Source organism: Serratia sp. NPDC078593 (assembly GCF_050268245.1).
GTDB lineage: Bacteria > Pseudomonadota > Gammaproteobacteria > Enterobacterales > Enterobacteriaceae > JBNNGK01.
Genome location: NZ_JBNNGK010000006.1, coordinates 88,774 through 114,318 on the forward strand (window position 1 = coordinate 88,774; position 25,545 = coordinate 114,318).

19 protein-coding genes and 1 pseudogene are annotated in these 25,545 nt (G+C 52.0%); 2 read left to right on the top strand and 18 right to left on the bottom strand.

Annotated elements, in window-relative coordinates:
• Positions 1-1,039: 1,039 nt before the first annotated feature.
• The 4 genes and pseudogenes from ACQKDS_RS09065 to guaB form a co-directional block, all read right to left on the bottom strand.
• Positions 1,040-1,669: a hypothetical protein gene (locus ACQKDS_RS09065; RefSeq protein ID WP_399668934.1), complete on the bottom strand. Its 630-nt coding sequence runs from the start codon at positions 1,667-1,669 to the stop codon at positions 1,040-1,042.
• A gap of 123 nt (positions 1,670-1,792) precedes the next feature.
• Positions 1,793-2,982 (bottom strand): annotated as a pseudogene (locus ACQKDS_RS09070) (tyrosine-type recombinase/integrase).
• Between the two features lie 307 nt (positions 2,983-3,289).
• Positions 3,290-4,867, bottom strand: a complete 1,578-nt coding sequence (guaA, locus tag ACQKDS_RS09075) for a glutamine-hydrolyzing GMP synthase (protein WP_399668937.1) — start codon at positions 4,865-4,867, stop codon at positions 3,290-3,292.
• 137 nt (positions 4,868-5,004) lie between these two features.
• Entirely contained in the window at positions 5,005-6,468 is a 1,464-nt protein-coding gene (gene guaB, locus ACQKDS_RS09080; RefSeq protein WP_399668940.1) for an IMP dehydrogenase, read from the bottom strand.
• A 169-nt stretch (positions 6,469-6,637) separates the two neighbouring features.
• Here guaB and xseA point away from each other — a divergent pair, with 169 nt between their 5' ends.
• Positions 6,638-8,014 carry an exodeoxyribonuclease VII large subunit gene (gene xseA / locus ACQKDS_RS09085; RefSeq protein WP_399668943.1) on the top strand — a complete coding sequence of 459 codons (1,377 nt, stop codon included), beginning with the start codon at positions 6,638-6,640 and terminating at the stop codon, positions 8,012-8,014.
• Between the two features lie 32 nt (positions 8,015-8,046).
• Here the strand turns inward: xseA and ACQKDS_RS09090 are convergent, their stop codons facing one another.
• Positions 8,047-10,410 (bottom strand): TIM-barrel domain-containing protein, encoded by a 2,364-nt coding sequence (locus ACQKDS_RS09090; RefSeq protein ID WP_399668946.1) that lies wholly within the window; start codon positions 10,408-10,410, stop codon positions 8,047-8,049.
• Positions 10,411-10,421: 11 nt separating this feature from the next.
• Positions 10,422-11,729: an MFS transporter gene (locus tag ACQKDS_RS09095; RefSeq protein ID WP_399668949.1), complete on the bottom strand. Its 1,308-nt coding sequence runs from the start codon at positions 11,727-11,729 to the stop codon at positions 10,422-10,424.
• A 342-nt stretch (positions 11,730-12,071) separates the two neighbouring features.
• Between ACQKDS_RS09095 and ACQKDS_RS09100 the strand changes: the two genes are divergently transcribed.
• Positions 12,072-13,154, top strand: a complete 1,083-nt coding sequence (locus ACQKDS_RS09100) for a LacI family DNA-binding transcriptional regulator (RefSeq protein ID WP_399668952.1) — start codon at positions 12,072-12,074, stop codon at positions 13,152-13,154.
• A 58-nt stretch (positions 13,155-13,212) separates the two neighbouring features.
• Here ACQKDS_RS09100 and ACQKDS_RS09105 read toward each other — a convergent pair whose 3' ends face one another.
• From ACQKDS_RS09105 to sseB, 12 genes are all read right to left on the bottom strand, one after another.
• On the bottom strand, positions 13,213-13,434 hold the full coding sequence (locus ACQKDS_RS09105) for a zinc ribbon domain-containing protein (RefSeq protein ID WP_399668955.1): 222 nt from the start codon (positions 13,432-13,434) through the stop codon (positions 13,213-13,215).
• 14 nt (positions 13,435-13,448) lie between these two features.
• Complete coding sequence (locus ACQKDS_RS09110) at positions 13,449-14,405, bottom strand: AEC family transporter (RefSeq protein WP_399668958.1); 957 nt, start codon at positions 14,403-14,405, stop codon at positions 13,449-13,451.
• 83 nt (positions 14,406-14,488) lie between these two features.
• Positions 14,489-15,982: a ribosome biogenesis GTPase Der gene (der, locus tag ACQKDS_RS09115; protein ID WP_399668961.1), complete on the bottom strand. Its 1,494-nt coding sequence runs from the start codon at positions 15,980-15,982 to the stop codon at positions 14,489-14,491.
• Between the two features lie 237 nt (positions 15,983-16,219).
• Positions 16,220-17,401 carry an outer membrane protein assembly factor BamB gene (gene bamB / locus ACQKDS_RS09120; protein WP_399668964.1) on the bottom strand — a complete coding sequence of 394 codons (1,182 nt, stop codon included), beginning with the start codon at positions 17,399-17,401 and terminating at the stop codon, positions 16,220-16,222.
• An 11-nt stretch (positions 17,402-17,412) separates the two neighbouring features.
• On the bottom strand, positions 17,413-18,033 hold the full coding sequence (locus tag ACQKDS_RS09125) for a YfgM family protein (protein ID WP_399668968.1): 621 nt from the start codon (positions 18,031-18,033) through the stop codon (positions 17,413-17,415).
• Positions 18,034-18,046: 13 nt separating this feature from the next.
• Positions 18,047-19,321 (bottom strand): histidine--tRNA ligase, encoded by a 1,275-nt coding sequence (hisS, locus tag ACQKDS_RS09130; protein WP_399668971.1) that lies wholly within the window; start codon positions 19,319-19,321, stop codon positions 18,047-18,049.
• Positions 19,322-19,450: 129 nt separating this feature from the next.
• A complete protein-coding gene (ispG, locus tag ACQKDS_RS09135) occupies positions 19,451-20,572 on the bottom strand; it encodes a flavodoxin-dependent (E)-4-hydroxy-3-methylbut-2-enyl-diphosphate synthase (RefSeq protein ID WP_399668974.1) in 1,122 nt (373 codons plus the stop codon).
• Positions 20,573-20,620: 48 nt separating this feature from the next.
• Positions 20,621-21,574 carry a cytoskeleton protein RodZ gene (gene rodZ, locus ACQKDS_RS09140; protein WP_399668977.1) on the bottom strand — a complete coding sequence of 318 codons (954 nt, stop codon included), beginning with the start codon at positions 21,572-21,574 and terminating at the stop codon, positions 20,621-20,623.
• On the bottom strand, positions 21,564-22,304 hold the full coding sequence (gene pilW / locus ACQKDS_RS09145) for a type IV pilus biogenesis/stability protein PilW (RefSeq protein WP_399668980.1): 741 nt from the start codon (positions 22,302-22,304) through the stop codon (positions 21,564-21,566). The genes rodZ and pilW overlap by 11 nt, the downstream gene beginning before the upstream one ends.
• 93 nt (positions 22,305-22,397) lie before the next feature.
• Positions 22,398-23,594 (bottom strand): bifunctional tRNA (adenosine(37)-C2)-methyltransferase TrmG/ribosomal RNA large subunit methyltransferase RlmN, encoded by a 1,197-nt coding sequence (locus ACQKDS_RS09150; RefSeq protein ID WP_399668983.1) that lies wholly within the window; start codon positions 23,592-23,594, stop codon positions 22,398-22,400.
• Positions 23,595-23,857: 263 nt separating this feature from the next.
• A complete protein-coding gene (ndk, locus tag ACQKDS_RS09155) occupies positions 23,858-24,283 on the bottom strand; it encodes a nucleoside-diphosphate kinase (RefSeq protein WP_399668986.1) in 426 nt (141 codons plus the stop codon).
• Positions 24,284-24,655: 372 nt separating this feature from the next.
• Positions 24,656-25,486, bottom strand: coding sequence for an enhanced serine sensitivity protein SseB (gene sseB, locus ACQKDS_RS09160; protein ID WP_399668989.1), 831 nt, complete (start codon positions 25,484-25,486; stop codon positions 24,656-24,658).
• Between the last annotated feature and the right edge of the window lie 59 nt (positions 25,487-25,545).

Below are 25,545 nucleotides of genomic sequence, written 5' to 3' on the forward strand. Positions count from 1 at the left end.
GATACAGGAAGTAGTTGACCCTGCAGTAGCTATTTATATAAATTCCTTGCCAGCAAGCCATAAGGACTATATTCCCGGTGAAGAAATAGGATTTAGTGAACTAATCAAAAAAGTGGGCTTTGATGTTATGATCCGTTCACAACGACACCTGTTGCGCCATTTCGTCCTGACAAAAGATAGCCAAAATTCACTTGATAAATGTTTTATTGCTACGGCCGAGTCTCTTATTGAATTAGTTAATGAATGCGGTTCCAAGCGGCCGAAGAAATCATCATCTGTAACAGGGGTGACTTTAAATTCACAGCGTAAACTTGGATTTTGCGAGTTCTGTGGCAACCAAACAGAATCCTCTTTATTTATCAGAGAAATATCATAATATATTTCTAACGATAATGAACTCCCTGATCATAAAAAACTTGTACTTAACCATCGATATTGTTCTAACCATAGACCCAGACTGACCAATGGCCAATGGAATCCCCATTACAGACAAGGAAAAAGATCCCTAGAACAATTTAATCAAGAACTAATAAGACTGAGAAGGCAATGCGCTAAACCAAGAAAAGCTAACGCTAACTCCGGGGATAAATTAATTGATAATTATTTTTTACAGTAGATGCAAGGTCAAACCTTAACCCCTGTAGATATAGGTGAGCTGAGAAATATTGCACGACGCATGACTGACTCTAAGCTCTCTGATACCAAGAAAAAAATACTTTCATTAAAACATCAAGGATTTAATCAATCTGAGATTGCACAAATATTAACAAGAAATTATCGCTTACCAATGACACATCAGGCTGTGTCCAAGGCCGTAGCATCAGTGCGAAAAGAATTCTATATTTAAATTAAATATTTTCATTTAAATATAACTATCAAGAAATTGTATTACAAATTCAGTGTATTCTAACCCTGATAATTATAACGAGATAAAAATCAAGGTACACAGCCAGTCAAAAAAAATCATATACGACCGTAAAACCCATGGTGATTCATTGTTTAAAATGTAAAGGCTGGCCTCCTGTCCAGCGAGAAAGCATTACACTACGCTCTGCTCACTGTTGAATTTTTCCAGATAAGCCTCCATTTCTCGAGTCCATGCGGGAAAGGGCATCGAGGTCATCATTAGCCACGGAAACCATAAAACAACCATGTAAAGCATCAGTAGGGGAGCAATCATTTCGGCTGGTGCATGACGAATTAAATACACAATAAATGCTACCAGTAAGGCAGTGTTTGCAATCTGCCCCACTAAGAAAAGACTCCAGCAGATACTATGCCCTTTCCTATTGAACACTATCTGCCCGTCTCGTTCTTTCAGCCAGTTACGCCACGGCTTGAGATAAGCAGCCCGCAGCCCATAGCGATCGCACAGTATGACGGCCAAATCCTGTAAGCGGTAGTGATATAGACCTGTGAGTCGGTATAGACTACGCTGGCGAAGCTCACGCTTTGCCAACCTGACAGCATTTTTATTCAGATAGGGCTGCGTCAGCATTTGTTCTAGTCGGCGCTTCCTGAAATTCAGTAGTCCACGAAAGACACTACCGGATTCAGCATTAATAACTCTGTGGCGAACCACACCAAGTACAATATAAACAAGCAGCAGCAGCCAACCGATCTTAGGGTATTGATCCATCCACTGTATAATTGCAGACAACTCAGGCATTCTTGCTTTTCCTTCTTTTTATGTAATCGCATCAACAATCGGTAAATGTGTCATAAATTTTAGCGGCTAAAATTTTCCTTCCGGTGCAGAATAGGAAAGTTCACTTAATCAATTGTTTATCAATTACTTACCTAACCATTCATCAATCATATTCGCCCAATCTTGCAGCATCTCTGACCTCTGCTCGCGGTACTCGGCCTTATTATAATCAGCCCGTACTCCTTTTTGTTCATGCGTAAGACACTTCTCAATCCAGTCAGTATTGTACCCAGCTTCATGCAATAAGGTGCTAGCTGTACGCCGTAAATCATGGGGACCAAACTTGGGCAATGACTGCCCTTCTTTCTGTGCTAGGCGATACGTCAGTGTCAAAACCCTGTTTAAAGTAGCGCTACTCATTGGCGCATCGGAATCGTAGCGCGAAGGAAGGATAAAATCAGAGCTACCGGCAAAGGTTTTGAGAGCAATCATAATATCCATTGCCTGTCTGGAAAGAAAAACCAAATGTGGATTACGTCGTTTCATCCTCTCCTTCGGTATCGTCCATAATGCTTCACTAAAATTGATCTCGTTCCAGGTCGCGTTAGTCAGCTCACTTTTACGTACCATCGTTAACAGCAAAAGTTTAACCGCTGCTCTGATTGATGGCGTCGTTCCTACCCGTTCCATATACCGATACATCAGACCGATTTCAACTGGCGTCAATACCCTGTCACGAGACTCAAATTTCGCTATGCTTGCAGGCCGTACCAGATCGGCTGGATTCTCCACCTTCTGACCGCGCTCAATAGCCCAGCGATAGACTTGCAATACAATCTCTCTGGCGTGTACAGCTGTCGCCGGTGCCCCTCTCTCTACAATGTTATCGGTTAATGCGCGTAAGTCTTCATGTGTAATCTCACTCAGTTTCTGCTGGGCAAGTTTTGACTTCAACTCCCTTTGATATACCGAACGCCGCATATCACGCGTCGATTCAGCCATTTGATAACCGCGTAACCATTTCTCAGCCCACGCACCAAAAGTCTCCGCATCTTTGATACGCGCTTTATCTCTGGCTTTTTCCCTCGCAGGCGACTTCCACCGGCAACCATTTTTTTAGCTTCATTGAGCCGTTCACGTGCTTCTGCAAGCGTGATCCCTCCCACACCATAGCGGCCAAAAGTAACGGTCTCCTGTCTTCCGTTTATTGAATAGTTATAACGAAATGAGATCGTTCCAGCCGGAGTGACCGCAACATACAGACCATCACGGTCATTAACTTTATAGAGTTTCTCCTTCGGCTTAAGATGGCGCAGCCTGGTGTCAGTCAACATGGATTAATGTTTTCCTTCTTCAATTAATACCATGTTGTAAAAAGCTCAGATAAATGATTTAACTATCTGTTTTTAATTGAGTTACACAAAACAAATACCATAACTCAACCGGAATTTATCACATGGTACTTTTTCAAACCTGAATTCGTAACCAGAGAGTACCATCAAAAATTTCATTGAAAAAAAAGTGCTTCCCGTTGCTAACAGCTGCCAGAAAGTGCCAGATACAAAAACAAAAAAGCCCGCAGTTACGCGGACTTAAGTATGATTTAGTGCCTGTTAATGCCGGACCTTTCTTAAAGGAGCATCATTCCCACTCAATCGTCGCTGGCGGCTTACCGCTGATGTCATAAACGACACGGGAAATACCGTCGACTTCATTGATAATGCGGTTAGAGACCCGGCCGAGGAACTCATAAGGCAGGTGCGCCCAGTGCGCGGTCATGAAATCGATGGTTTCTACCGCACGCAGTGAGACCACCCAGTCGTATTTGCGGCCATCGCCCATCACCCCGACGGAACGTACCGGCAGGAATACGGTAAATGCTTGGCTGACTTTGTTGTACAAATCGGCTTTGTGCAGTTCTTCGATGAAGATCGCGTCGGCACGGCGCAACAGGTCACAGTACTCTTTCTTTACTTCACCCAATACGCGCACGCCCAAACCTGGCCCTGGGAACGGGTGACGATAAAGCATGTCGTACGGCAGACCCAGCTCTAAGCCGATTTTGCGCACTTCATCTTTGAACAACTCTTTCAGTGGTTCAACCAGCCCCAGTTTCATCTCTTTCGGCAAGCCACCCACGTTGTGGTGCGATTTGATCACGTGCGCTTTGCCGGTAGCCGAAGCGGCAGACTCAATCACGTCAGGGTAAATGGTACCTTGCGCCAGCCATTTAACTTCGCTTTGCTTGCAGGCCTCTTCGTCAAACACTTCAACAAACACGCGGCCGATGGTTTTACGCTTCGCTTCTGGCTCATCGATGCCAGCCAACGCGCTCAGGAAGCGTTCCTCAGCAGGCACGTGAACGATGTTCAGCCCGAAATGGTCGCCAAACATTTCCAGTACCTGATCGGCTTCATTCAGGCGCAGCAAGCCATTGTCAACGAAGACGCAGGTCAAACGCTTGCCGATCGCACGGTGCAACAGCATCGCAGTAACAGACGAATCCACACCGCCAGACAACCCGAGGATCACGTGATCTTCCCCAACTTGCTCACGAATACGCTCAACCGCATCTTCGATAATGGTTGCCGGTGTCCACAGCGCTTCACAGCCGCAGATGTCCAGTACGAAGCGCTCCAACATGCGCTGCCCTTGGCGGGTATGCGTCACTTCGGGGTGGAACTGCACGCCGTAAAAGCGCTTTTCTTCGTTGGCCATAATGGCAAACGGGCAGGTATCGGTGCTGGCAACGGTCGCAAAGCCCGCTGGAATGGCAGTGACTTTATCGCCGTGGCTCATCCATACATCCAGCAGCGGTTTACCTGCTGGGCTGATGGCATCTTCAATATCGCGAATCAACGCACTTTCGGTGGTGACTTCAACCTGCGCGTAACCGAATTCGCGCTCGGTAGAGCCCTGAACGTGGCCGCCCAGTTGCATCGCCATAGTTTGCATGCCGTAGCAGACGCCCAGTACCGGTACGCCAGCGCTGAACACATATTCAGGGGCGCGTGGGCTGTTCTGTTCGGTGGTGCTTTCCGGGCCACCGGAAAGGATAATGCCGCTTGGATTAAATTCGCGGATCTGCTCTTCGGTCACATCCCAGGCCCACAACTCGCAGTAAACGCCGATTTCACGTACGCGTCGAGCAACCAGTTGGGTGTACTGCGAACCGAAGTCCAAAATAAGAATGCGATGCTTATGGATATTTTGTGTCATGTGTGGCGAATTCCAGCAACAGAGAAAAAGTAAAAGTGAATTCGACAGGGTCAATCCCGTCAGTACGGCTTAGCACAGCTAACATCACGTCACTGCGCCGTAAGCCGTGAACGGCGGCACAGGCCGCCGTTCTGGAATCAACCCATGCGGTAGTTTGGTGACTCTTTAGTAATGGTCACGTCATGCACATGGCTTTCTTGAATGCCAGCACCGCTGATACGCACAAACTCGGCTTTGGTGCGCAATTCGTCGATCGTGCCGCAGCCGGTCAGCCCCATGCAAGAACGCAGGCCGCCCATTTGCTGGTGAACGATGGCTTTCAACATGCCTTTGTAAGCCACGCGGCCTTCGATCCCTTCTGGCACCAGCTTGTCTGCGGCGTTATCGGTCTGGAAGTAACGATCCGAAGAGCCTTTTGACATCGCGCCCAATGAGCCCATACCACGGTATGATTTGAACGAACGGCCTTGATACAGTTCGATCTCACCAGGGGACTCTTCGGTACCCGCTAGCATGGAACCTACCATGACGCAGGATGCGCCCGCCGCAATGGCTTTCGCGATATCACCGGAGAAACGGATGCCACCATCGGCGATAACCGGGATGCCGGTGCCAGCCAGCGCGTCGACGGCGTCGGCAATAGCGGTAATCTGTGGAACACCGACACCGGTAACGATGCGGGTGGTACAGATGGAGCCAGGACCGATGCCTACTTTCACCGCGCTCACACCGGCTTCCGCCAGTGCCTTGGCACCCGCAGCCGTCGCGACGTTACCGCCAACGATTTGCAGCTCGGGGTATTTGGCGCGCGTTTCACGGATACGTTGCAAGACGCCTTCGGAATGGCCGTGGGAGGAATCAATCAGCAGCACGTCAACGCCAGCGGCAACCAGCGCGTCGATACGCTCTTCGTTACCTGCACCGGCACCGACGGCAGCACCAACGCGCAAACGGCCATGCTCATCTTTACAGGCGTTAGGTTTCCGCTCGGCTTTTTGGAAGTCTTTGACGGTGATCATGCCCAACAGGTGGAAACTGTCGTCAACCACCAGCGCTTTCTCGACGCGTTTTTCGTGCATTTTTTGCAGCACGACTTCACGCGCTTCACCTTCTTTGACCGTCACCAAACGTTCTTTCGGCGTCATCACCGCAGTGACCGGTTGGTTGAGATCGGTAACGAAGCGTACGTCACGGCCGGTAATGATGCCGACCAGTTCGTTTTCTTCCGTGACTACCGGATAGCCGGCAAAGCCGTTACGTGCGGTCAGTTCTTTCACTTCTTTCAGCGTGGTGGCTGGGGTGACAGTTTGCGGGTCAGTGACTACGCCGCTTTCATGTTTCTTCACGCGGCTGACTTCTTCAGCCTGACGCTCAATGGACATGTTTTTGTGAATGAAGCCAAGGCCGCCTTCCTGCGCCAGCGCAATAGCCAGGCCGGATTCGGTTACGGTATCCATTGCTGCAGACAGCATGGGGATATTCAGGCGGATAGTTTTGGTCAGTTGAGTCCCTAATTCTGCGGTGTTCGGCAGAACGGTAGAGTGGGCTGGAACCAGGAGAACGTCGTCAAACGTCAGAGCTTCTTTAGCGATACGTAGCATGGGCAATATCTCACCAAGGTGGATGCGGAAAAGATAAAATATTGCCGCGGCATTATACAGAGCGTAATCGGTTGCCTCCAGCACTTTCTTACAAAAACTCTTGATTACCTCTATTAGCCATGTAGTATCGACGGATTAAGTGGTTGTTTTGGAATTTGATCTGGGTCACATGTCGCTACCTACCTCTCCCCCCATTTTTACCGTAAGCCGCCTAAATCAGACGGTTCGACAGCTGCTGGAAATGGAAATGGGGCAGATCTGGCTCTCTGCCGAGGTCTCAAATTTCTCCCAACCGGCTTCCGGCCACTGGTATTTCACCTTAAAGGACGATCGCGCACAGGTTCGTTGTGCGATGTTCCGCAATAGTAATCGTCGCACCACCTTCCGCCCGCAAAACGGTCAGCAGGTATTAGTACGCGCCAGTATTACACTGTATGAGCCACGCGGTGATTACCAACTGATTGCCGAAAGCATGCAACCTGCCGGTGATGGCTTGCTGCAACAACAGTTCGAGCAGCTTAAACAACGTCTAGCTGCCGAGGGGCTGTTCGAGCAACACAATAAACAACCGCTGCCGGCTCCGGCTAAACGGGTCGGTGTGATCACCTCCGCCAGCGGAGCCGCATTGCACGATATCCTGCAGGTATTACAGCGGCGCGATCCCTCGCTGCCAGTGGTTATCTATCCCACCGCCGTTCAGGGCAGTGAAGCACCGTTGCAAATCGTTCGGGCGATTGAAATCGCGAACCGCCGTGATGAGTGCGACGTCTTGATTGTTGGCCGTGGCGGCGGCTCGCTGGAAGACCTGTGGAGCTTCAACGACGAACGCGTCGCGCGCGCTATTTTTGCCAGCCGTATCCCTATCGTCAGCGCCGTCGGTCATGAAACCGACGTCACCATCGCCGATTTTACCGCAGATTTGCGTGCGCCCACCCCTTCTGCCGCCGCCGAGCTGGTCAGCCGTAACCAACTGGAGTTACTGCGCCAATTGCAATCGCAGCAACAACGGCTGGAAATGGCGATGGATTATTATCTGGCGCAGCGCCAACAGCAGTTCAGCCGGTTACATCATCGCTTGCAACAGCAACACCCGCACCTGCGTCTGGCGCGGCAACAAACGCGTTTGTTCAAACTGCGGCGCCGTTTGGAAGAAGGCATGCAATATCAATTGCGGCTCTCTTCACGCCGCAGTGAACGCACTCAACAACGGCTGGCACAGGTACAACCGTTAGGCCGTATCCATCGTTATCAACAACGCATTCAACAGCAGCAATACCGCTTACAGCAAGGGCTAGAGCGCCAGCTCAATGCGTATCGCCAGCGGTTTGGCGTCGCCTGTAGCCAATTGGAAGCGGTCAGCCCTCTAGCCACGCTGGCTCGCGGTTATAGCGTTACGCAAACCCCGTGCGGTGATGTGCTAAAAACCACGCAGCAGGCGCAGGTGGGTGAATTACTGAAAACCCGCTTGCAAGACGGCTGGGTAGAAAGCGAAGTAAAAACCATCACCAAAGCGAAAAAGACGCGTAAGAAACCTACGGCCAAGTAGGCAGGTGGGTGCGTTTACCGCACCCAGCGTGATTAAGCCAAGGTAAAGTCCGTTGCCCGTTCACCGTTAATCCACAGTTCGCGGGTTTCCTCTGCGGGTAAGGCCACGCTCAGCCTGCGCCATGCAGGTTGGAAATCCCCTTCGGTGCGGATATCCAGTTCAACCCGGCTGGCGCTACAGCGCATTTGCCAATGTAACCACAGCGCATTACCTTGCTGCCAAGCATCAGTTTCACCATCATCTTCGAATAACACGCCTGTGCTTTGGCCTCGCCGCAGCGGAAATAACGCCAATTCACGCCGATCGTCGGCGGCAACGTCCACATGCGCCAGCCGATGTGACAACGGCAGCGCCGCACCGGCACGAACCAGCAGCGGCAAGCGCTCCAACGGCGCATCGAGTAGAATGGTTTGGCCACCGCTAAACCATTGCCCACGGTAGAAGCAGTACCACCCCTCGCCGTTATCCGGCAGGTACACCGTGCGTTGGCGCTGCCCCTGCTCCACCACGCTGGCCACCAGCAAATCGCGACCAATCAGGAAATCATCGTTTTCACACCAGGTCTGCGCGTCATGCTCATGATCGAGGAAGGTCGGCCGCAGCATCGGTTCATCATTGACGCTGGCCTGCCATAGCAAGGTGTAAAAATACGGCATCAAACGATAACGCAGGTTAATAGCATCACGAATCATCGGCGTCACCGCCGGATACATCCACGGCTCATTCACCGTCGCGTCATCATTCCACGAATGAATAGTAAAACGCGGATGCATCACACCGTTTTGTACCCAACGCACAAACAGCTCGGCATCCGGTTTATCGCCGGAAAACCCACCAACGTCATGCCCCACGTTATACAGCCCAGACAGACTCATGCCCAATCCCATGCGGGTGTTGTAACGCAGAGTTTGCCAGTTAGTGCGGTTGTCTCCGCTCCAGGTCTGTACATAACGCTGCATGCCTGCGCAACCAGAGCGTGAAATCAAATACGGCCGTCGTCCTGGCGCAAAACGTTGCTGCGCTTCCATTGAGGCGCGCATCATCAGCAACGGCATGACAGGGCGAATATGTTTGATGGCGATCGCGCGACCAAACCCGTGGCAGCGCGCTTCGCCGTCCCACACTTCATATTCGTTGTTATCGTTCCAGGTCGAATCAATGCCCATTTCCAGCAATTGCTGGGTAACGCCGCGTTGCCACCAGCGCACCGTTGCCGGGTTGGTGAAATCAAGATGCGAGCCTTCATCATCCCAAAAACTTGAACGTTCCGGTGCCTCGCTTTCCGAGTCGCGGATAAATAACCCTTGCTCTGCCACCGCCGAATAAGACGGATGATCTTGCAGCAGACACGGTTTAATGTTCGCGGCGAGCTTTAACCCGGCATCATGGAACGCTTGGCTCAATTGCTTCGGTTGCGGCACTTTTTCCTTGTTCCAATTGAACACATAACGTTTGTTGCCGATCGAGGTATAGCCGGAGGACAACTGAAATGAATCACAAGGAATATCATGCCATTGGCACAGTTGAATAAACTGCTGTAATTGCACCTGCGCATCCGGCGCATCCGTGTAATGCATGGTCGATCCGCTGTAGCCGAGACTCCATTTTGGCCCGAAATGGGTTTTCCCCGTCAGGCGTACAAAGGCTTTAGTGACATCCAACACCTTTGGGCCAAGGAACAGGTAATAATCCAGATCGCCCGCTTCGGCCTGATAGCGCCGATAAGCCAAATGGTAATTATCGATCTCGTTGCCGAGATCCAGCCAACAACTGCTGAGGTTATCGTAAAATAGGCCAAAGCTGACGCTTTCACGTCGGGTAATGGTAAACGGCACATGTTTGTAAAGCGGATCGGTGCTCGCGGCGTTATAACCCATCGCATCGAGATTACGCATCTCGAAGCGGCGGCCGCCCCGCTCCAGATCGCCAGCCTTTTCGCCTAAACCGTAGTAACGTTCCCCGGTAAAACGACGCTGATAATGCGCCACACCGTCACCCTGTGGGTTCAGTAAATAGGCGCTGGTGGGTCGATCTGCCGCCAGTGGCTGCCACTGTGCTTGCTCATCGCGATATTCCCACTCTAACCACAGCGGCTGATGTACCGTAACGCGCAGCGTTTCACTCGCCACCACCAGTCGATCGTCCAATTGATGCAATTGATAACCCGGCAGACTGAAACCGTCCGTGCTCAGTCGGTCGCGCCCTTCCCATGGAACATCGTTTTCCGGTGCAATGCTCCAGGTACGATCGAGCGCCAGTTCACCATTGCGCTTGACCAATACGCGAAACAGATTATGTTCGAGTACATACAGGCAAAACAGATGGCGTTCATCCACCCATAGCTCAACGCGATCGGCGTATTGTCCTGCCAGTGTCCAGTTTTTCAACGTTTTCATAAGCATCCGTATTACTGATTAAGTGGTTTTTTCTTACCGCGTTCGGCGATTAGCGCAATCAAGAATACGGCGCCAATCAGGTCAAAAAAGCCCATCGCGATGAATAGCGGGCTGAAGCCAACGGTGTCAGAAACCGCGCCAATCAGCAGCGTAAACAAAAAGCTGGCGATCCAGGCGCTAGAACCGCGCATACCGTTCACCGTCGCCATTTGGTTTTTATCGAATGATTCCACCACCAGCGCGCTCAACATGCAGGAGATCACCTGATGGCCAAAGCCGCCGATCGAAATCAGCAGGATCGCCAAGTAGGGATCTTTAGTGATCGCCACAAACGCCAGCGACACCATCATAAAAGCACCGGTTACTGAGCTGGCTACCACCGCGTTGACTCGTGTACAACCAAACCATTTACGGTACAGCGTGGTGAGATAACCGCTAGCCACGCTGCCGATATCTGCCGCCAGAAACGGTAACCAGGCAAACATGGCAATCTGCTTTAGATCCATCCCGCGTTCCGTCGCCAGATACAGCGGCACCCAGAAGCTAAAAACTGCCCAGGCAGGCTCTGCGAGGAAGGCAGGAATCGCGATGCCATAAAACTTTTTGTTTTTGCACACGATGGCAAGAGATTTAAAGAACGGCAGCTTAGGAAGGTCGGGTTCATTGTCTTCGCGGATCAGCGCTAATTCTTGCTGACTTAAATTCGGGTGCTGCTGCGGCTGGTGATAAAACAGCCACCACAGCACTACCCACGCCATCGCCAACATGCCAGAGAACAGGAAAGCCCCCTGCCAACCAAAGGAAACGTGCGCAATCACGATAATGGGGGGCGCTAGCATCGCGCCAATGGAAAAACCGACGCCCGCCCAACCCGCGGCGATAGGCCGCTCCTTTTTTGGGAACCATTCGGAGATCGCTTTAGCGTTGGCCGGTGTAGCGGCGGCTTCGGCTCCCCCCATAAAGAAACGCAGAATGGCCAGCTGTAGCCAACTGCCCGCCCCTGCATGCAACATGCAGACGATCGCCCAAATGCTGGCGCAAATCAGGAATCCCATCTTTAAGCCAATCACATCGATTAACCAGCCGCAGATAGGCTGGAATAGTGTGTAGGCCAGTTGGAATGATGCCACCACCCAAGAATATTGCTCAGTGGTCATATTCAGGCTGGTTTTGAGTTCCGGTGCCAAAATGCCCAACGAGTTACGGGTGATGTAGTTTACCGTTACGCCTAGTAAGAACAGCGCCAACATCCACCAACGCAGCGATTTGAATTTACGTCGCCCGCTGGGCGCGACGGCCTGATCAATCTCAACACTCATTTCTCAGCTCCGTGGCGATTGCCCTAAAGACAATCGCCTTATAGTGGGTACATTTGTTTTCGGAGGGATCAACAGACGGCGGTGATATTCGCCATGCTGCTACGGCAATCCAGGGAATAAAGCCCGTGTTAGGGTTAGGTTGTCTACCAATTGGACTAATAAGTCGTTTAAATTGGTGTACCAAATCAGACTAGCGAGCGATGTCACAGAGAGAAACGTCGTTTTTTGCAAAAATTCTCATCGCGTAGAAAAAATATGCCGTAATGGATGAATAACCCAATAAATACAGCTTCCCTGCACGATGAAAATTTTTTCATTACCGGATTTGAACGGGATCACAAAATGAACGGAAAGCTAAAAATACAGGAAATTGCGCATCAAACTGGCCTGTCGATCAGTACGGTTTCACGCGTACTGGCGGGGAAAGCCAACACCAGTGCCGCTGCTCGGCAGCAGGTATTGGAATGCGCCCAACGCAACGGCATTTTGCAAAATATGTCCAACGGACGATTGATGCTCAACAGCGTGATGGTATTTGCGCCGCAGCGTGCTTTTGATGTCCGCACCGATATTTTTTATTACAAGGTTATTCAAGGTATTATCGCCGCACTGGCCGGGCACGAAGTACGGGTTCGCTATTGTGCGTTAGAAGAAATCAGCAGCGATAGCGCGCTGTTTCTGGAAAAGATGAGCGATCCGCTGACGCAAGCGGCACTGATTATTGGTATCGATGATGAGCACATTCATGCACTGGCGGCAGACCTGCATAAACCCTGCGTATTAATCAACTGTCGCGATCGCGCTATGCGGCTCGACAGCGTTTCACCCGATCATCAATTGATCGGCGAGTTCTCAGCAAACTACCTGTTGCAGCAGGGCCACAGCCAAATACTCAATATACAATGCCTACGTCGCCACACCATGGAACAGCGACTGGCCGGTATCCGTCAAGCGTATGCACAGCACCCTCAGCCTTTCGATGAGGCACGCCACCTGATCACCACCTCCGGTTTTAGCAGCGAAGAGAGCGAGCAGGCGTTGACGACCTTTATTCATCAAGTCAGCGATCGGGCGCAGCTACCGACGGCGATCTTGGCCGGTGGCGATTATATGGCGGTAGGGGCTGTCAGCGCATTGCAGAAATTAGGCTTCACCGTGCCGGGCGATATTTCTGTGATGAGTACCGATGGGTTCAATCTGGCGGCGATTCATGATGTTCCTTTAACCTCGGTGCATGTCCCACGTGACGAACTGGGTTTCGAGGCGATTCAGCTATTGCAGCGCCGTATACTGCGGCCAGATGCGCCACCGTGCAATCTGTTGCTGCACGGTCGATTGACGATACGCGAATCGGTTAAGCGCCTCAGTGCCCATAAAGTCACTCCCGCAGTCAGCACTCACAACCATCAGTTGTATGATCCCTAATGGTCGCGTTATGCGGCGCTTGCTAGCCGCCAGAACCCGGCTCGCACGGAAGAATCGGTTACAGCGGTTGATAACTCAACCGCAGGCGTTTTTTAGAGATTAACCCATGGCCGTTTTGGCAAAAATAATCCACCGCGCCACAGGCTTTTAATTCTTGTAGCGGTTGGCCGCAATCAGGACAAAGCGCGAGTTGCTTGAAGGCGTCGTTGCAAGCCTCACAGTGAAAGTGACCACTTACCCAGATCATCGGCTGGTGGCATTGTGGGCAAAGTGTCTCCATGTTGTTTTCCCTAATCACATCACGCCCCATAAGCGTAAGACATAAATACCCAGCGCGGTGGTAAAGAAAGAGCCCACGGTGGTAATCGCAATAATATTTGCCGCCAACGTGGCATTCCCCCCCATCGCGCGCGTCATGACATAGCTGGCTGAAGCGGTCGGTGCGGCAGAAAACAAAAAGATAATGCCCAATGCCGCACCATGAAAACCACAGAACCAACCACCAGAGGTGATCAAAACCGGGACGACAATCAGTTTCGCCACCGACGACAACGCGGCAACATTGGACGAGCGAAACATAGCGCGGAGATCCAAACTGGCACCGGTGCATAACAATGCCAACGGTAACGATAAACCAGAAATATAACCGCCCGTTTGGGTAATAACGTGGGGTATACCCAAGCCAGTTTGCGCATACGCCAAACCGCAAACCAAACTGATAATTAATGGGTTGCGGACCATGCTGCGCAGTAGAGACAAATGGCCGATGCGCTTATCTGCCCCGCCTTGCAAGCTACGCGTCAGGGTGATAACAGAAAGCACATTGAACAGAATCACCGTGACCGTGAGATACAGCGAGCCGAGCGCCACGCCCTCAGCGCCGTAGGCCGTCATCGCATACGCCAGCCCCACAATCGCGGTATTCGCGCGGAATCCCCCCTGAACGAACACCCCGCGCTCGCGCGGCTCTTTCACCAACCAGACCGCAGCGATTTCCAACAGTAAAAAGGTGATGATCGTCCCTACCGCGCCGTACATTACCAACGACAGGTTTTCCATCATGTGCAGATGGTTGGTGGCGATACTGAAAAACAACAGGCAAGGCAGAGCCAGATTGAACACCAGCTTGCTGGCACCGTCAATTAAGCGGTCATCCATCATGCGCCGATGGCGCAGCAAAACGCCCAGCAACATCATCAATAAGTTTGGTACGGTGACGTTAAATGCAAAACTCCAGGTTTCCCAAGACATGGCGTCCCTTCAAATTACGCGGTAATACTCATCGTGTTGTAGCAATAAAAAGGGCGCGGTATCAATACCACGCCCCGTTCATCTTACTTTTTACCTTTCTTCAGATGGCTCAACAAGCGCTTACGCTTGCGCATCTGGTTTGGCGTCAGCGTGTTGCGTTTGCCAGCAAATGGGTTTTCACCCTCTTTAAATTGAATGCGGATTGGCGTCCCCATCACATTAAGCGAACGGCGGAAGTAGTTCATCAGATAACGCTTGTAGGAATCTGATAGATCGGCCACTTGGTTACCGTGGATAACCACAATTGGCGGGTTATATCCGCCCGCATGGGCATACTTCAGCTTCACGCGGCGGCCGCGAACCAAGGGTGGCTGGTGATCTTCCGCCGCCATGTTCATGATTTTGGTCAGCATCGAGGTGTTTACGCGACGGGTTGCGCACTCGTAGGCTTCTTGTACCGATGTGAACAGGTTGCCAACACCGCTGCCGTGCAGCGCTGAAATAAAGTGTACGCGCGCAAAATCGACGAAGCCAAGACGCAAATCGAGCATCTCTTTCACATGCTCGCGATCTTCCTCAGTCATGCCATCCCACTTGTTGACCGCAATCACCAGTGAGCGCCCACTATTCAAAATGAAGCCAAGCAGCGACAAATCCTGATCGGAAATGCCTTCACGCGCATCGACCACCAACAGCACCACGTTGGCATCCTCGATCGCCTGTAACGTTTTAATCACCGAGAATTTTTCGACGGTTTCGGTCACCTTGCCACGCTTACGTACCCCGGCGGTATCAATCAGCACATATTCACGCTCATCGCGAACCATCGGGATGTAAATGCTGTCGCGGGTGGTGCCCGGCATGTCATATACCACCACGCGATCTTCACCAAGAATACGGTTGGTCAGTGTGGACTTACCCACGTTAGGCCGCCCGACAATCGCCAACTTGATCGGCAAATCCTGCGGGTTGAAGTCATCTTCCGGCTCTTCGCCCTCTTCACCTTCCGCCTGCTCGCCTTCAAGCTCTGCCCAGTAGGCCGCATTGGCTTCTTCTTCGGTTAGCTCAATTTCTTGCTCTTTTTCCGGCAGGAATGGCACCAACACATGTTCGATCAGTTGGGTAACGCCACGCCCGTGTGAAGCCGCGATAGGATGCACTTCACCCAAACCTAGCGAGAAGAAATCAGCCGCCGCCATATCTGGGTCCATACCGTCGGTTTTGTTAGCAACCAGGAACGTTGCCTTCTGACGGCTACGCAGGTGCTGTGCAATACCTTGATCCGCTGGCATCAGCCCGGCACGCGCATCAACCATAAACAGCACGATATCGGCCTCTTCAATCGCCAATAGCGATTGCCCAGCCATGCGCGTTTCTACGCCATCTTCGGTACCATCAATACCGCCGGTATCGATGATGATAAATTCGTTACCCTCAACTTCAGCACGACCATACTTGCGGTCTCGCGTTAGCCCGGGGAAATCCGCCACTAGCGCATCGCGCGTCTGTGTTAAACGGTTAAACAAGGTGGATTTACCCACATTCGGGCGCCCAACCAGCGCGACGACAGGTATCATTGTTGAAGCCTCATTACTTAATTATCAATGCGTTACCACGCAGCGGATAAACACCGGCAACGTAGTTTATAAAATACGAAACGGCCCCTGAACATTTCAGGAGCCGTTTGGAAATCTGTACCCGACAAAATTCAAGACGCCCCCGCCGCTGCGGTGAGTTGGCCCATCCTTGAACCTTGCCCTAAGGGCCACGTCTGCAATCATGCAATCCGAATGATGTCGAGTCTATCTCCAGCGTTAACGGGTGAAAGCGTAAACTTCGCCGCCCTTGGCTTGAATCAGCAATTTATCACCTGCCACGACCGGGGTAGACAGGAAACCAGAGCTGTCCACTTTCTGCTGGGCGACAAAACGACCATCAGTGGTATTGACCCAATGCAGATAACCTTCGGAATCACCGGCGACCAGATAACCATTATACATCACTGGCGCGGTCAGATTACGGTGCAGCAGTTCGCTCTGCGTCCAAACGGTGACGCCACCTTCTGTGCTCAATGCCACCACGCGATCGTTCTGATCGACCAGGTAAATTCGGCCAGCATCGACGATAAAGTCATTCACCGAGCCCAAATCACGCTTCCAGATGATTTGGCCTGAACGCAGATCCAGCGCCGCCAGGTTGCCATTGTAACCCAATGCGTAGATCACGCCTTCAACAATCACCGGCGTGGTGTCAACGTCGTTCAAACGGTCGATTTCAGTGGCACCACTTGGCTGCGAAATACGCTGCTGCCAAATCAACTGCCCTTGCTGCATCAGTACCGCATTAACACGACCGTTGTCACCACCGACAATCGCCGCACCGTATGCCGTCGCCGGTGCAGATTCACCGCGCAGCGACAAGGCTGGCATATCCAGGTTAACGGTCCACTTCACCGCGCCGTCCGCTTCGTTCAGCGCTTGCAACTGGCCGTTGCTGGTATGAACCAGCACCATGCCATCACTGACTACCGGACGAGAAATCATCTCGCCAGCCACTTTGCTCTGCCAAGTCACCGCACCGTCTGCGGTGTTCAGTGCGTAAACAACCGCTTTTTCGCTACCCACGTAGACATTGCTGCCCGCCACGGTCAGGCCGCCAGACAGTATGGCCGAACGGTTACGAGAGAGGAAACCGGTCTTCTCGGACAGATCGACCTTCCACTTTTCTTTCCCGTTTTCGGCATCCATCGCCTTCACGATACCATGACGGTCGGCTGCAAACACCGTACCGTCCTGATAGGCAGGGCGCAAATGAGAATAAAAATCGCCAATGCCGTTGCCGACAGACGTGCTCCACGCTTTATTGGGCGTGAATTGGTTTTCAACTTTTGGCAGTGGTGACATGGTAACCACGTCTTCTTCGCTGCTAAACAGCGAACAGCCACTGAGCAAGGCGACAGAAACCAGCCCGACCAAGAGTGTTTTACGCAATTGCATGGGAATTCCCCTTAGCTGGACAAGTTATTCATTTTCATGCGCAACAGCACCTGCTGCGCTTGGGAGGCGTTGGACTCCATGCCCTTACTGTAGGCTTCACGTGCGCCTTTGGTATCGCCTTTCGCTAACAGCACGTCACCGCGGACATCTGCCAGCATCGCCGCCCAACCTTCACCTTTCACGCCTTCCAACGTTTTCAGCGCGTCATCCAGCTTTTTCTCCTGCAACTGAACACGCGCCAGACGCAGGTTAATCACCGACAGCAGATTGTCATCTTTCGCTTGAGACTGCGCCAGCGTCAATTGTTGTTCCGCTTTGGCAAAGTCGCCTTTATCAACGAAATGCTTTGCCAACTCCAACGCAGCCATTACGCCATAGTTATTGTTGTTGGCCTGAATAAACGTCTCCACAGCGGCAACGTCACCAGACTTATCGGCAGCCAGCGTTTCGCTTGCCTGTTGATAAGATTGTGAGGCGGCCATCATGTTGGAGGTTTGATGACTTTGCCAGAAACGCCAACCTACCAGGGCACCAATACCGAGCACCACGCCTACCGTCAACGCTTTGCCGTTTTCGACAAAGAAGCGACGTAAGGCATCGACCTGTTCGTTTTCAGTGGTATAGACTTCCACGGTGTCCTTCTCCTTAACCTAACATCATAGCCAGACGCGCCGCGACTTCGCTTTGCGCCAGCGTTTCTTGTTCACCACTGCGCAGGTCCTTAACGACCACCTGCTGCGCTGCGACTTCATTTTCACCCAAGATCAGTGCGACACGCGCACCCCATTTATCTGCACGGGTGATTTGCTTTTTAAAGTTGCCGCCGCCGTAGTTGGTCATTAGCTTGAGCTGTGGTGCAACATCGCGCACCTGCTCTGCCAAACGCATCGCTGCACTTTGTGCACCCGCACCGGAAGAAATAACGTAAACGTCAATGGTCGCTGGCGCTTTGAATTCCGGGTTCACTGCCTGAACCAGCAGCACCAGACGCTCCAACCCCATCGCGAAACCTACCGCCGGAGTCGCGCGCCCACCCAACTGTTCAACCAACCCATCGTAACGGCCACCGGCACACACGGTACCCTGTGCGCCAAGGCTGGTGGTCACCCACTCAAACACGGTGCGGTTATAGTAATCCAAACCACGCACCAAACGTTCGTTGATGGTAAATGGGATACCTGCCAAGGATAAAAGTTCACACAGGCCAGCAAAGTGGGCTTTGGAGTCTTCATCCAGATACTCGGAAAGACGTGGCGCGTCATTCAGCAATTTCTGCACATCGGGGTTTTTTGAGTCCAAAACCCGCAACGGGTTGCTGTACATGCGACGTTTACAATCTTCGTCGAGCACATCAACGTGTTGCTCAAGGAAGGCAACCAGCGCATCACGATAATTGGCGCGCGCTTCCAGCGAACCGATGGAGTTCAACTCCAGATTGACGTGTTCCGCGATACCCAGCGCTTTCCACCAACGGGCCGTCAGCAAGATGAGTTCAGCATCAATGTCAGGCCCTTGCAGACCGAACACTTCGACACCCAACTGATGGAATTGACGATAACGCCCCTTTTGTGGACGTTCGTAACGGAACATTGGGCCGACGTACCACAGACGCTGTTCCTGATTGTACAGCAGACCATGTTCGATACCGGCGCGTACGCAACCCGCGGTGCCTTCCGGGCGCAGCGTCAGGCTTTCACCGTTGCGGTCATCGAAGGTGTACATCTCTTTTTCCACCACGTCGGTGACTTCACCGATCGCGCGTTTAAACAACGGGGTCTGCTCTACAATCGGCAACCGGATTTCGCTGTAACCGTAGCTGCCTAGCACCTGTTTCAGAATGCCTTCAATACGCTGCCATAATGCCGTTTCTTCCGGCAGGTAGTCGTTCATGCCGCGAATGGCTTGAATGTTCTTTGCCACGTGAATTCTCTGTCCGTTTTATAAAAAAATGAACCCGATTATAGGGACTTTACCCCTCGCTATTCAACGTGGATACGCCCCGGGTTCTAGAGTGAGCGAACCGAGTCAGGCTCGCCCTACCTAAGCAACTTATTTTTCCAGCAGATTCACCGCAATGCGATTGCTTTCGTCCATCATCGCTGCTTTGGCACGAATCTTCGCTTCCAACTGGTCAATCATCTGTTCGTTATCAAAGCGTTCTTTTTGGCGCACGCCATCTTCGTAGAAGCCGCTTTTCTTGTGGCCGCCGGTCACGCCCATGGTGGAGACCAGCGCTTCCCCTGGACCATTCACCACACAGCCGATAATGGATACATCCATAGGTGTAATGATATCTTCCAGACGCTGCTCCAGTGCGTTTACCGTGCCGATCACATCAAACTCCTGACGCGAACAGGTTGGGCACGCAATGAAGTTGATACCCCGCGCACGGATGCGCAGAGACTTCAGAATGTCAAAACCTACCTTCACTTCTTCAACCGGATCGGCCGCCAGTGAGATGCGTAAGGTGTCGCCGATACCTTCGGACAGCAACAGTCCCAAGCCAATAGCTGATTTAACTGAACCGCTCCGTGCGCCGCCCGCTTCGGTAATCCCAAGGTGGAGCGGTTGATCGATACGTGCAGCTAACAGGCGGTAAGATTGCACGGCTAAAAACACGTCAGAAGCCTTAACGCTGACTTTGAACTGGTCGAAATTAAGGCGATCCAGAATATCCACATGGCGCATGGCTGATTCCAGCAACGCTTCCGGTGTCGGTTCACCGTATTTTTCTTGAATGTCTTTTTCCAGCGAACCGCCGTTGACACCAATACGGATCGGGATATTTTTATCACGCGCGCAATCCACTACCGAGCGGATGCGTGATTCGTTACCGATATTGCCGGGGTTGATACGCAAGCAATCAACGCCATATTCAGCAACCTGCAACGCAATGCGGTAATCAAAGTGAATATCGGCCACCAACGGAACGTTGACCCGTTGCTTGATCAATTTGAACGCCTCAGCGGCATCCATGGTAGGAACGGAAACGCGCACGATGTCGACACCTACGCGCTCCAATGCTTTGATTTGATTGACTGTGGCTTCAACATCGGTGGTTCGGGTATTGGTCATCGATTGCACGGCAATCGGTGCACCATCGCCAATAGGCACCTTGCCGACGTAAATACGTGTTGATTTGCGACGGTTGATGGGTGCTTGGTTATGCATTACTTACTCTCCATTGCTGCTCTTAACCTAAAGACGCGCGCCACGCAATTACTGCGCGGCAACGGTCAGTCGAGCAACACGGTTTGACTTAACAAACCGGCTTAAATCAACCGGTTTACCTTGATATTGAATCTGTACTGCGGCTGGCGCACCGATGGTCAATTTATAAGGCGCCGTTCCCGTCAGATTTAGCTTACCGCCGTTTTTTTGCGTACCACTAAACAGCGTTTTGCCGTTCGCATCGGTCACTTGCAACCAGCAGTCAGCCGAGAAATCCATCACCAATGCATTCTGATCGGCCGCCGGTTCAGTCACGGCAGCGTCGCCGGTTGGCAACGGGGCTTGCGCCGTTGGCGTCGCTTCAGGGATGCTCGCCTGACTTGGCGAAACGACTGCCGATTGCGATGCACTCTCCGCGTCGTTTGCCGCCGGTGCTGGAGGGGCAATCGCCACAGGCGTAGAAGCCGTGTCAGTCAACGGCACACTGGTTTCGGCGTTGCTATCGATCAACGGCACCGATTGGCCTTCACTACTTTGTGACAGTTGCGCTGACGATTGATCCGCCATGGTGGCGATCTCATCCTGCTGTGCTTTGTGATTTTGCCACCACCACGCCCCGGTCAGCCCGATGACGACGAACAAGATCAGCCAGGTAAAGCTCATCAGCCAGCCATCACGCTTTTTACGGCGTTTGCCCAACGAGAAACTTTGCATTGGCGCCACTTTGGCCGCTTTGATCGGAGCCTGCTTGGCCAGCATTGGCAACAGTTCATCCTCTGGTAAATGCACCAGCTTGGCGTAAGAACGGATGTAACCACGCACGAAGGTTGACGCCAGATCGGCCGAAAGGTTGTCGGCTTCAATGTCGCGCACGGTAGACATTTTGAGACACAGACGTTCTGCCACCGTCTGCTGGCTCAGCCCGAGTTGTTCGCGGGCTTGACGCAGGCGCTCACCTGTCGTCATGGATTCGGTTTTATCTTGGGAGGTTTCAGTATTCATTAGCTAAGAACTGCTGGTACTGTTTGGATTGTGGAAAACTTCGCGCTAACTGCCTGCCATAACGTTGAACACTATCTTGGCGGCCGGCTAACGCGGCGAAACGAATCTGTAACCATAAACTGTCGGCGCTGGCCGGCAGAACGTGCTGATACACATCTAACATAAGCTGCGACTGCGCGCGTTTCCCTGCTCCAAATTGTTTTTCTGCCTCAGCCAACAATGGCAACCCCTTATCTGGATTAACCTTCAAAGCACGGCTTAATAACCTACGCGCTTCATCATTCTGGCCAGCTTTGAGGAAACAATAACCTGCGTTTTCCAAACTGTCGGCAACCTGGCCATATTCAGGGGCCAGCACCGCCGCGCTAAACTGCTGTTGTGCCGCTACATACTGCCCTAAACTGCAAAGAAACGCACCGTAATTATTCAATACGGTGCCATTCCCGGGTGCCAGCTTCAGCGCACGTTGATAACGTTGCTCAGCGGCAGCATGATTGCCCGTCCGCTGTTCATACAACGCCATACCTAACAGCGGCCGATAATCGTGCGGTGCGGCATCCAACGCTTTTTGCAGGTTTTGCCGCGCGGCATCTAAATCGCCCTGCTGCAAATACGCCAGGCCGAGCTGCAACCGCGTTTGCCCTGCCGCCGCATCGCTTTCAGGCGACGAGCTTGCACACCCCACTAACAGACTTGCTACCAGCAAACATCCCCACCGTGTCAGCTTCATGCTCGAATGTATTTCCTTATCTGGTGCTATCGTTCGCCTGAAAACACCACGCACATAACAGGCTGTTTGATAACAAAAAACGTCCTATAGGGTTCAGACCGTCCGCACGTTGATAGGTTCCCCGGCCATTTTCTTTTTCAGGGTACGCTTGGTACGGTCGATCACTTCACCGGCCAACTGCCCACAGGCGGCATCGATATCATCGCCACGGGTTTTACGAACAATAGTCGTAAAACCGTATTCCATCAACACCTTGGAGAAACGGTCGACCCGGCTGTTAGAGCTACGGCCATACGGTGCACCGGGGAACGGGTTCCACGGGATCAGGTTGATCTTACATGGCGTGTCTTTCAACACCTCGGCCAATTGGTGCGCGTCGTCGGTGCTGTCATTGACGTGATCCAGCATCACATATTCCACCGTCACCCGGCCTTGGTTCGCATTGGATTTCTCCAAGTAACGGCGTACCGAGGACAGGAAGGTTTCGATGTTGTATTTGCGGTTGATCGGCACAATTTCGTCGCGGATTGTGTCGTTTGGCGCATGTAGCGAGATCGCCAGTGCGACGTCGATCATGTCTCCCAATTTGTCCAACGCAGGTACGACACCGGACGTTGACAGCGTGACGCGACGTTTTGACAAGCCAAAACCGAAATCATCCAGCATGATTTCCATGGCTGGCACCACATTGTTCAGGTTGAGCAAGGGTTCGCCCATGCCCATCATCACGACGTTGGTGATGGGACGTTGACCGGTCACTTTTTGTGCGCCGATGATTTTCGCCGCACGCCAGACCTGGCCGATGATTTCCGACACGCGCAGGTTACGGTTAAAGCCCTGCTGCGCCGTCGAACAGAATTTACACTCCAGCGCACAACCTACCTGTGAAGATACGCACAGCGTCGCACGATCGGCTTCCGGGATATACACGGTTTCGACCTGCTGATCGCCCACTTTGATCGCCCATTTAATGGTGCCATCGGCTGAACGTTGCTCTTCGGCCACTTCCGGTGCACGAATTTCGGCAATGCTCTGTAATTTGTTACGCAGAACCTTATTAATGTCGGTCATCTGCTCAAAATCATCACAGCAATAGTGGTACATCCACTTCATTACCTGATCGGCACGAAACGGTTTTTCACCCAGTTCGGCAAAAAACTCACGGAGTTGCTGACGGTTCAAATCCAGCAGGTTAATTTTGGCCGTAGCCGGTTGTTCCGTAGTAACGGACTGATGAGTCAGCGAATTATTTTCAGACACGGTGTGCTCGGACGTGATGGGTTCTAACATAATGATCTTTAGCCTCGTTATTACACGTTATGGCTTTTTCCCTGGATCTTTCGGGAATAAGAATGAGTGAAGTGTGTTTTATGTAACGGCATCACCGTCGGTGATTGGCCAGCAAAAACACGCCCTGGATAGCTTGGCTCATCCAGGGCGCGGCATTGTACAAATTTTAGTAGCAGGTTTCCATGGCTGGAAGCCATTCAGGCCATTTTTATTGTTTCAGCCGGTGAATGCGCGCTAATGCCAAAGGAAAAAATGCTAGCGTATCAACGTGGGCAGATTTCGCTTTCGTTGAAGAAGTAGGCGATTTCACGCGCTGCTGATTCAGGCGAGTCAGAACCGTGTACCGCATTAGCCGTGAAGCTGTCTGCATAATCAGCACGCAGTGTACCAGCCAGCGCGTTGTCTGGGTTGGTTGCACCCATGATGTCACGGTTACGTTGGATAGCGTTTTCTGCTTCCAGCACCTGCACCATGATCGGGCCAGAGGTCATGAACTCAACCAGACCGTCGAAGAAAGGACGGCCTTTGTGCTCAGCGTAGAAGCCTTCGGCTTGTTCGCGAGTCAGTTTCAACATTTTAGCAGCAATGATTTTGAAACCCGCACGCTCAAAACGCGCATAGATAGCGCCGATGTCATTGTTGGCTACGGAGTTTGGTTTAACGATGGAAAAGGTACGTTCTACGGTCATGATGGCCTCTGTCTAACTTCCAATACGAGCCGGACTATAATTTGGCGTGCCGGCCTTCTCAAGTGGCGCAGATTATATGTGCGCCGTTAACGCTTGCCTACGGAAAAAACAACATTTCATTAAAAAAACGTTATCGTTATTGCTGAATTTGCCGCACAAACCCAATATTGCAAAAAAATTCAGGACGACTCCAACGCTCAGGGTGCGCAACGTCATCTCAGCACAGGCTCGAGTTTGATTGATTTTTCCCCGATAAGGCCGCACGCTGCCCCTTTCAGCCCACATTCACCACATGGGCATCAGCGTTAAGGAAAGGGATTCGCCAGCAAGTACGACCGGCGGCTAACATGCCGCTCGGCAGGTAATGTGAAGTTACTGTGTTTTGTCGGTAGACGGTATGATATTGCGCAACCAGCTGCCCCAACGACGCTGATAAAACGGCTGCGTATGCGTGATCAAATAATGGCTAACGCCCCGTTCCTGTTCTGACACGATGCAAAAATCCACCGGCTCATCATCCGCCAGTGTCTCACTGGCTACGCTTCCCGCTTCGTGGATTAATGCTTCAATTTCAGCCGGTTCACCATCAGCCTCCAGCCCCACCAGAAGATTGGGTTTCTCATCGACTGCGCGGTCATGCATCAGCGCCAGGAACGCGCGACGTACCAGTTTTCGCTGGCTGAACAACGTGGTTAATGCGTCCACCATCGCTGCTGGATAGACCTCTGGTTGCCCGAGTAGAACCTGCGTGTCTTTATCAACATAGTGCTCAACCGGTTTAACTACGCCGCCGGTTGCCAGCAACATCGCCACTTCCTCAGGATAAAACTCTTTGCCGTATTCGGCTTTGGGATTGAGGAATAAATCGGCACCTTGCGTAATTTCAAACAGCACGCGCGCAGGCAATGCAATAAACGGTTGCTGTCCTTCCACCGCGTGTTGCAGTGCCGCAAGCGATGAAAAGAATGGCACGATGCTGCTACCGTCCTGCTTCTCCCAGTGTTGGATATTAACCGGCGTATCCGCATTCAGGGCTATCTCCCCCTCCTGCGACACCTGATCGCTATCACCGAGAATGTAGACCGTCGAGTCCAACAGCTCGCGAAAAAATGACGGACGATGGGCGGGTTCATTCACCGCCAGCTTCAATAGGCGTTCAAGCGTATTTTCGCCGGGGGTGGCTTCGTGATGGTGGGAACTCATTACCAACTCCAATTATTAAGGGTTCAGCATGCTGAACCCTTAGGAATATAACCATTAAC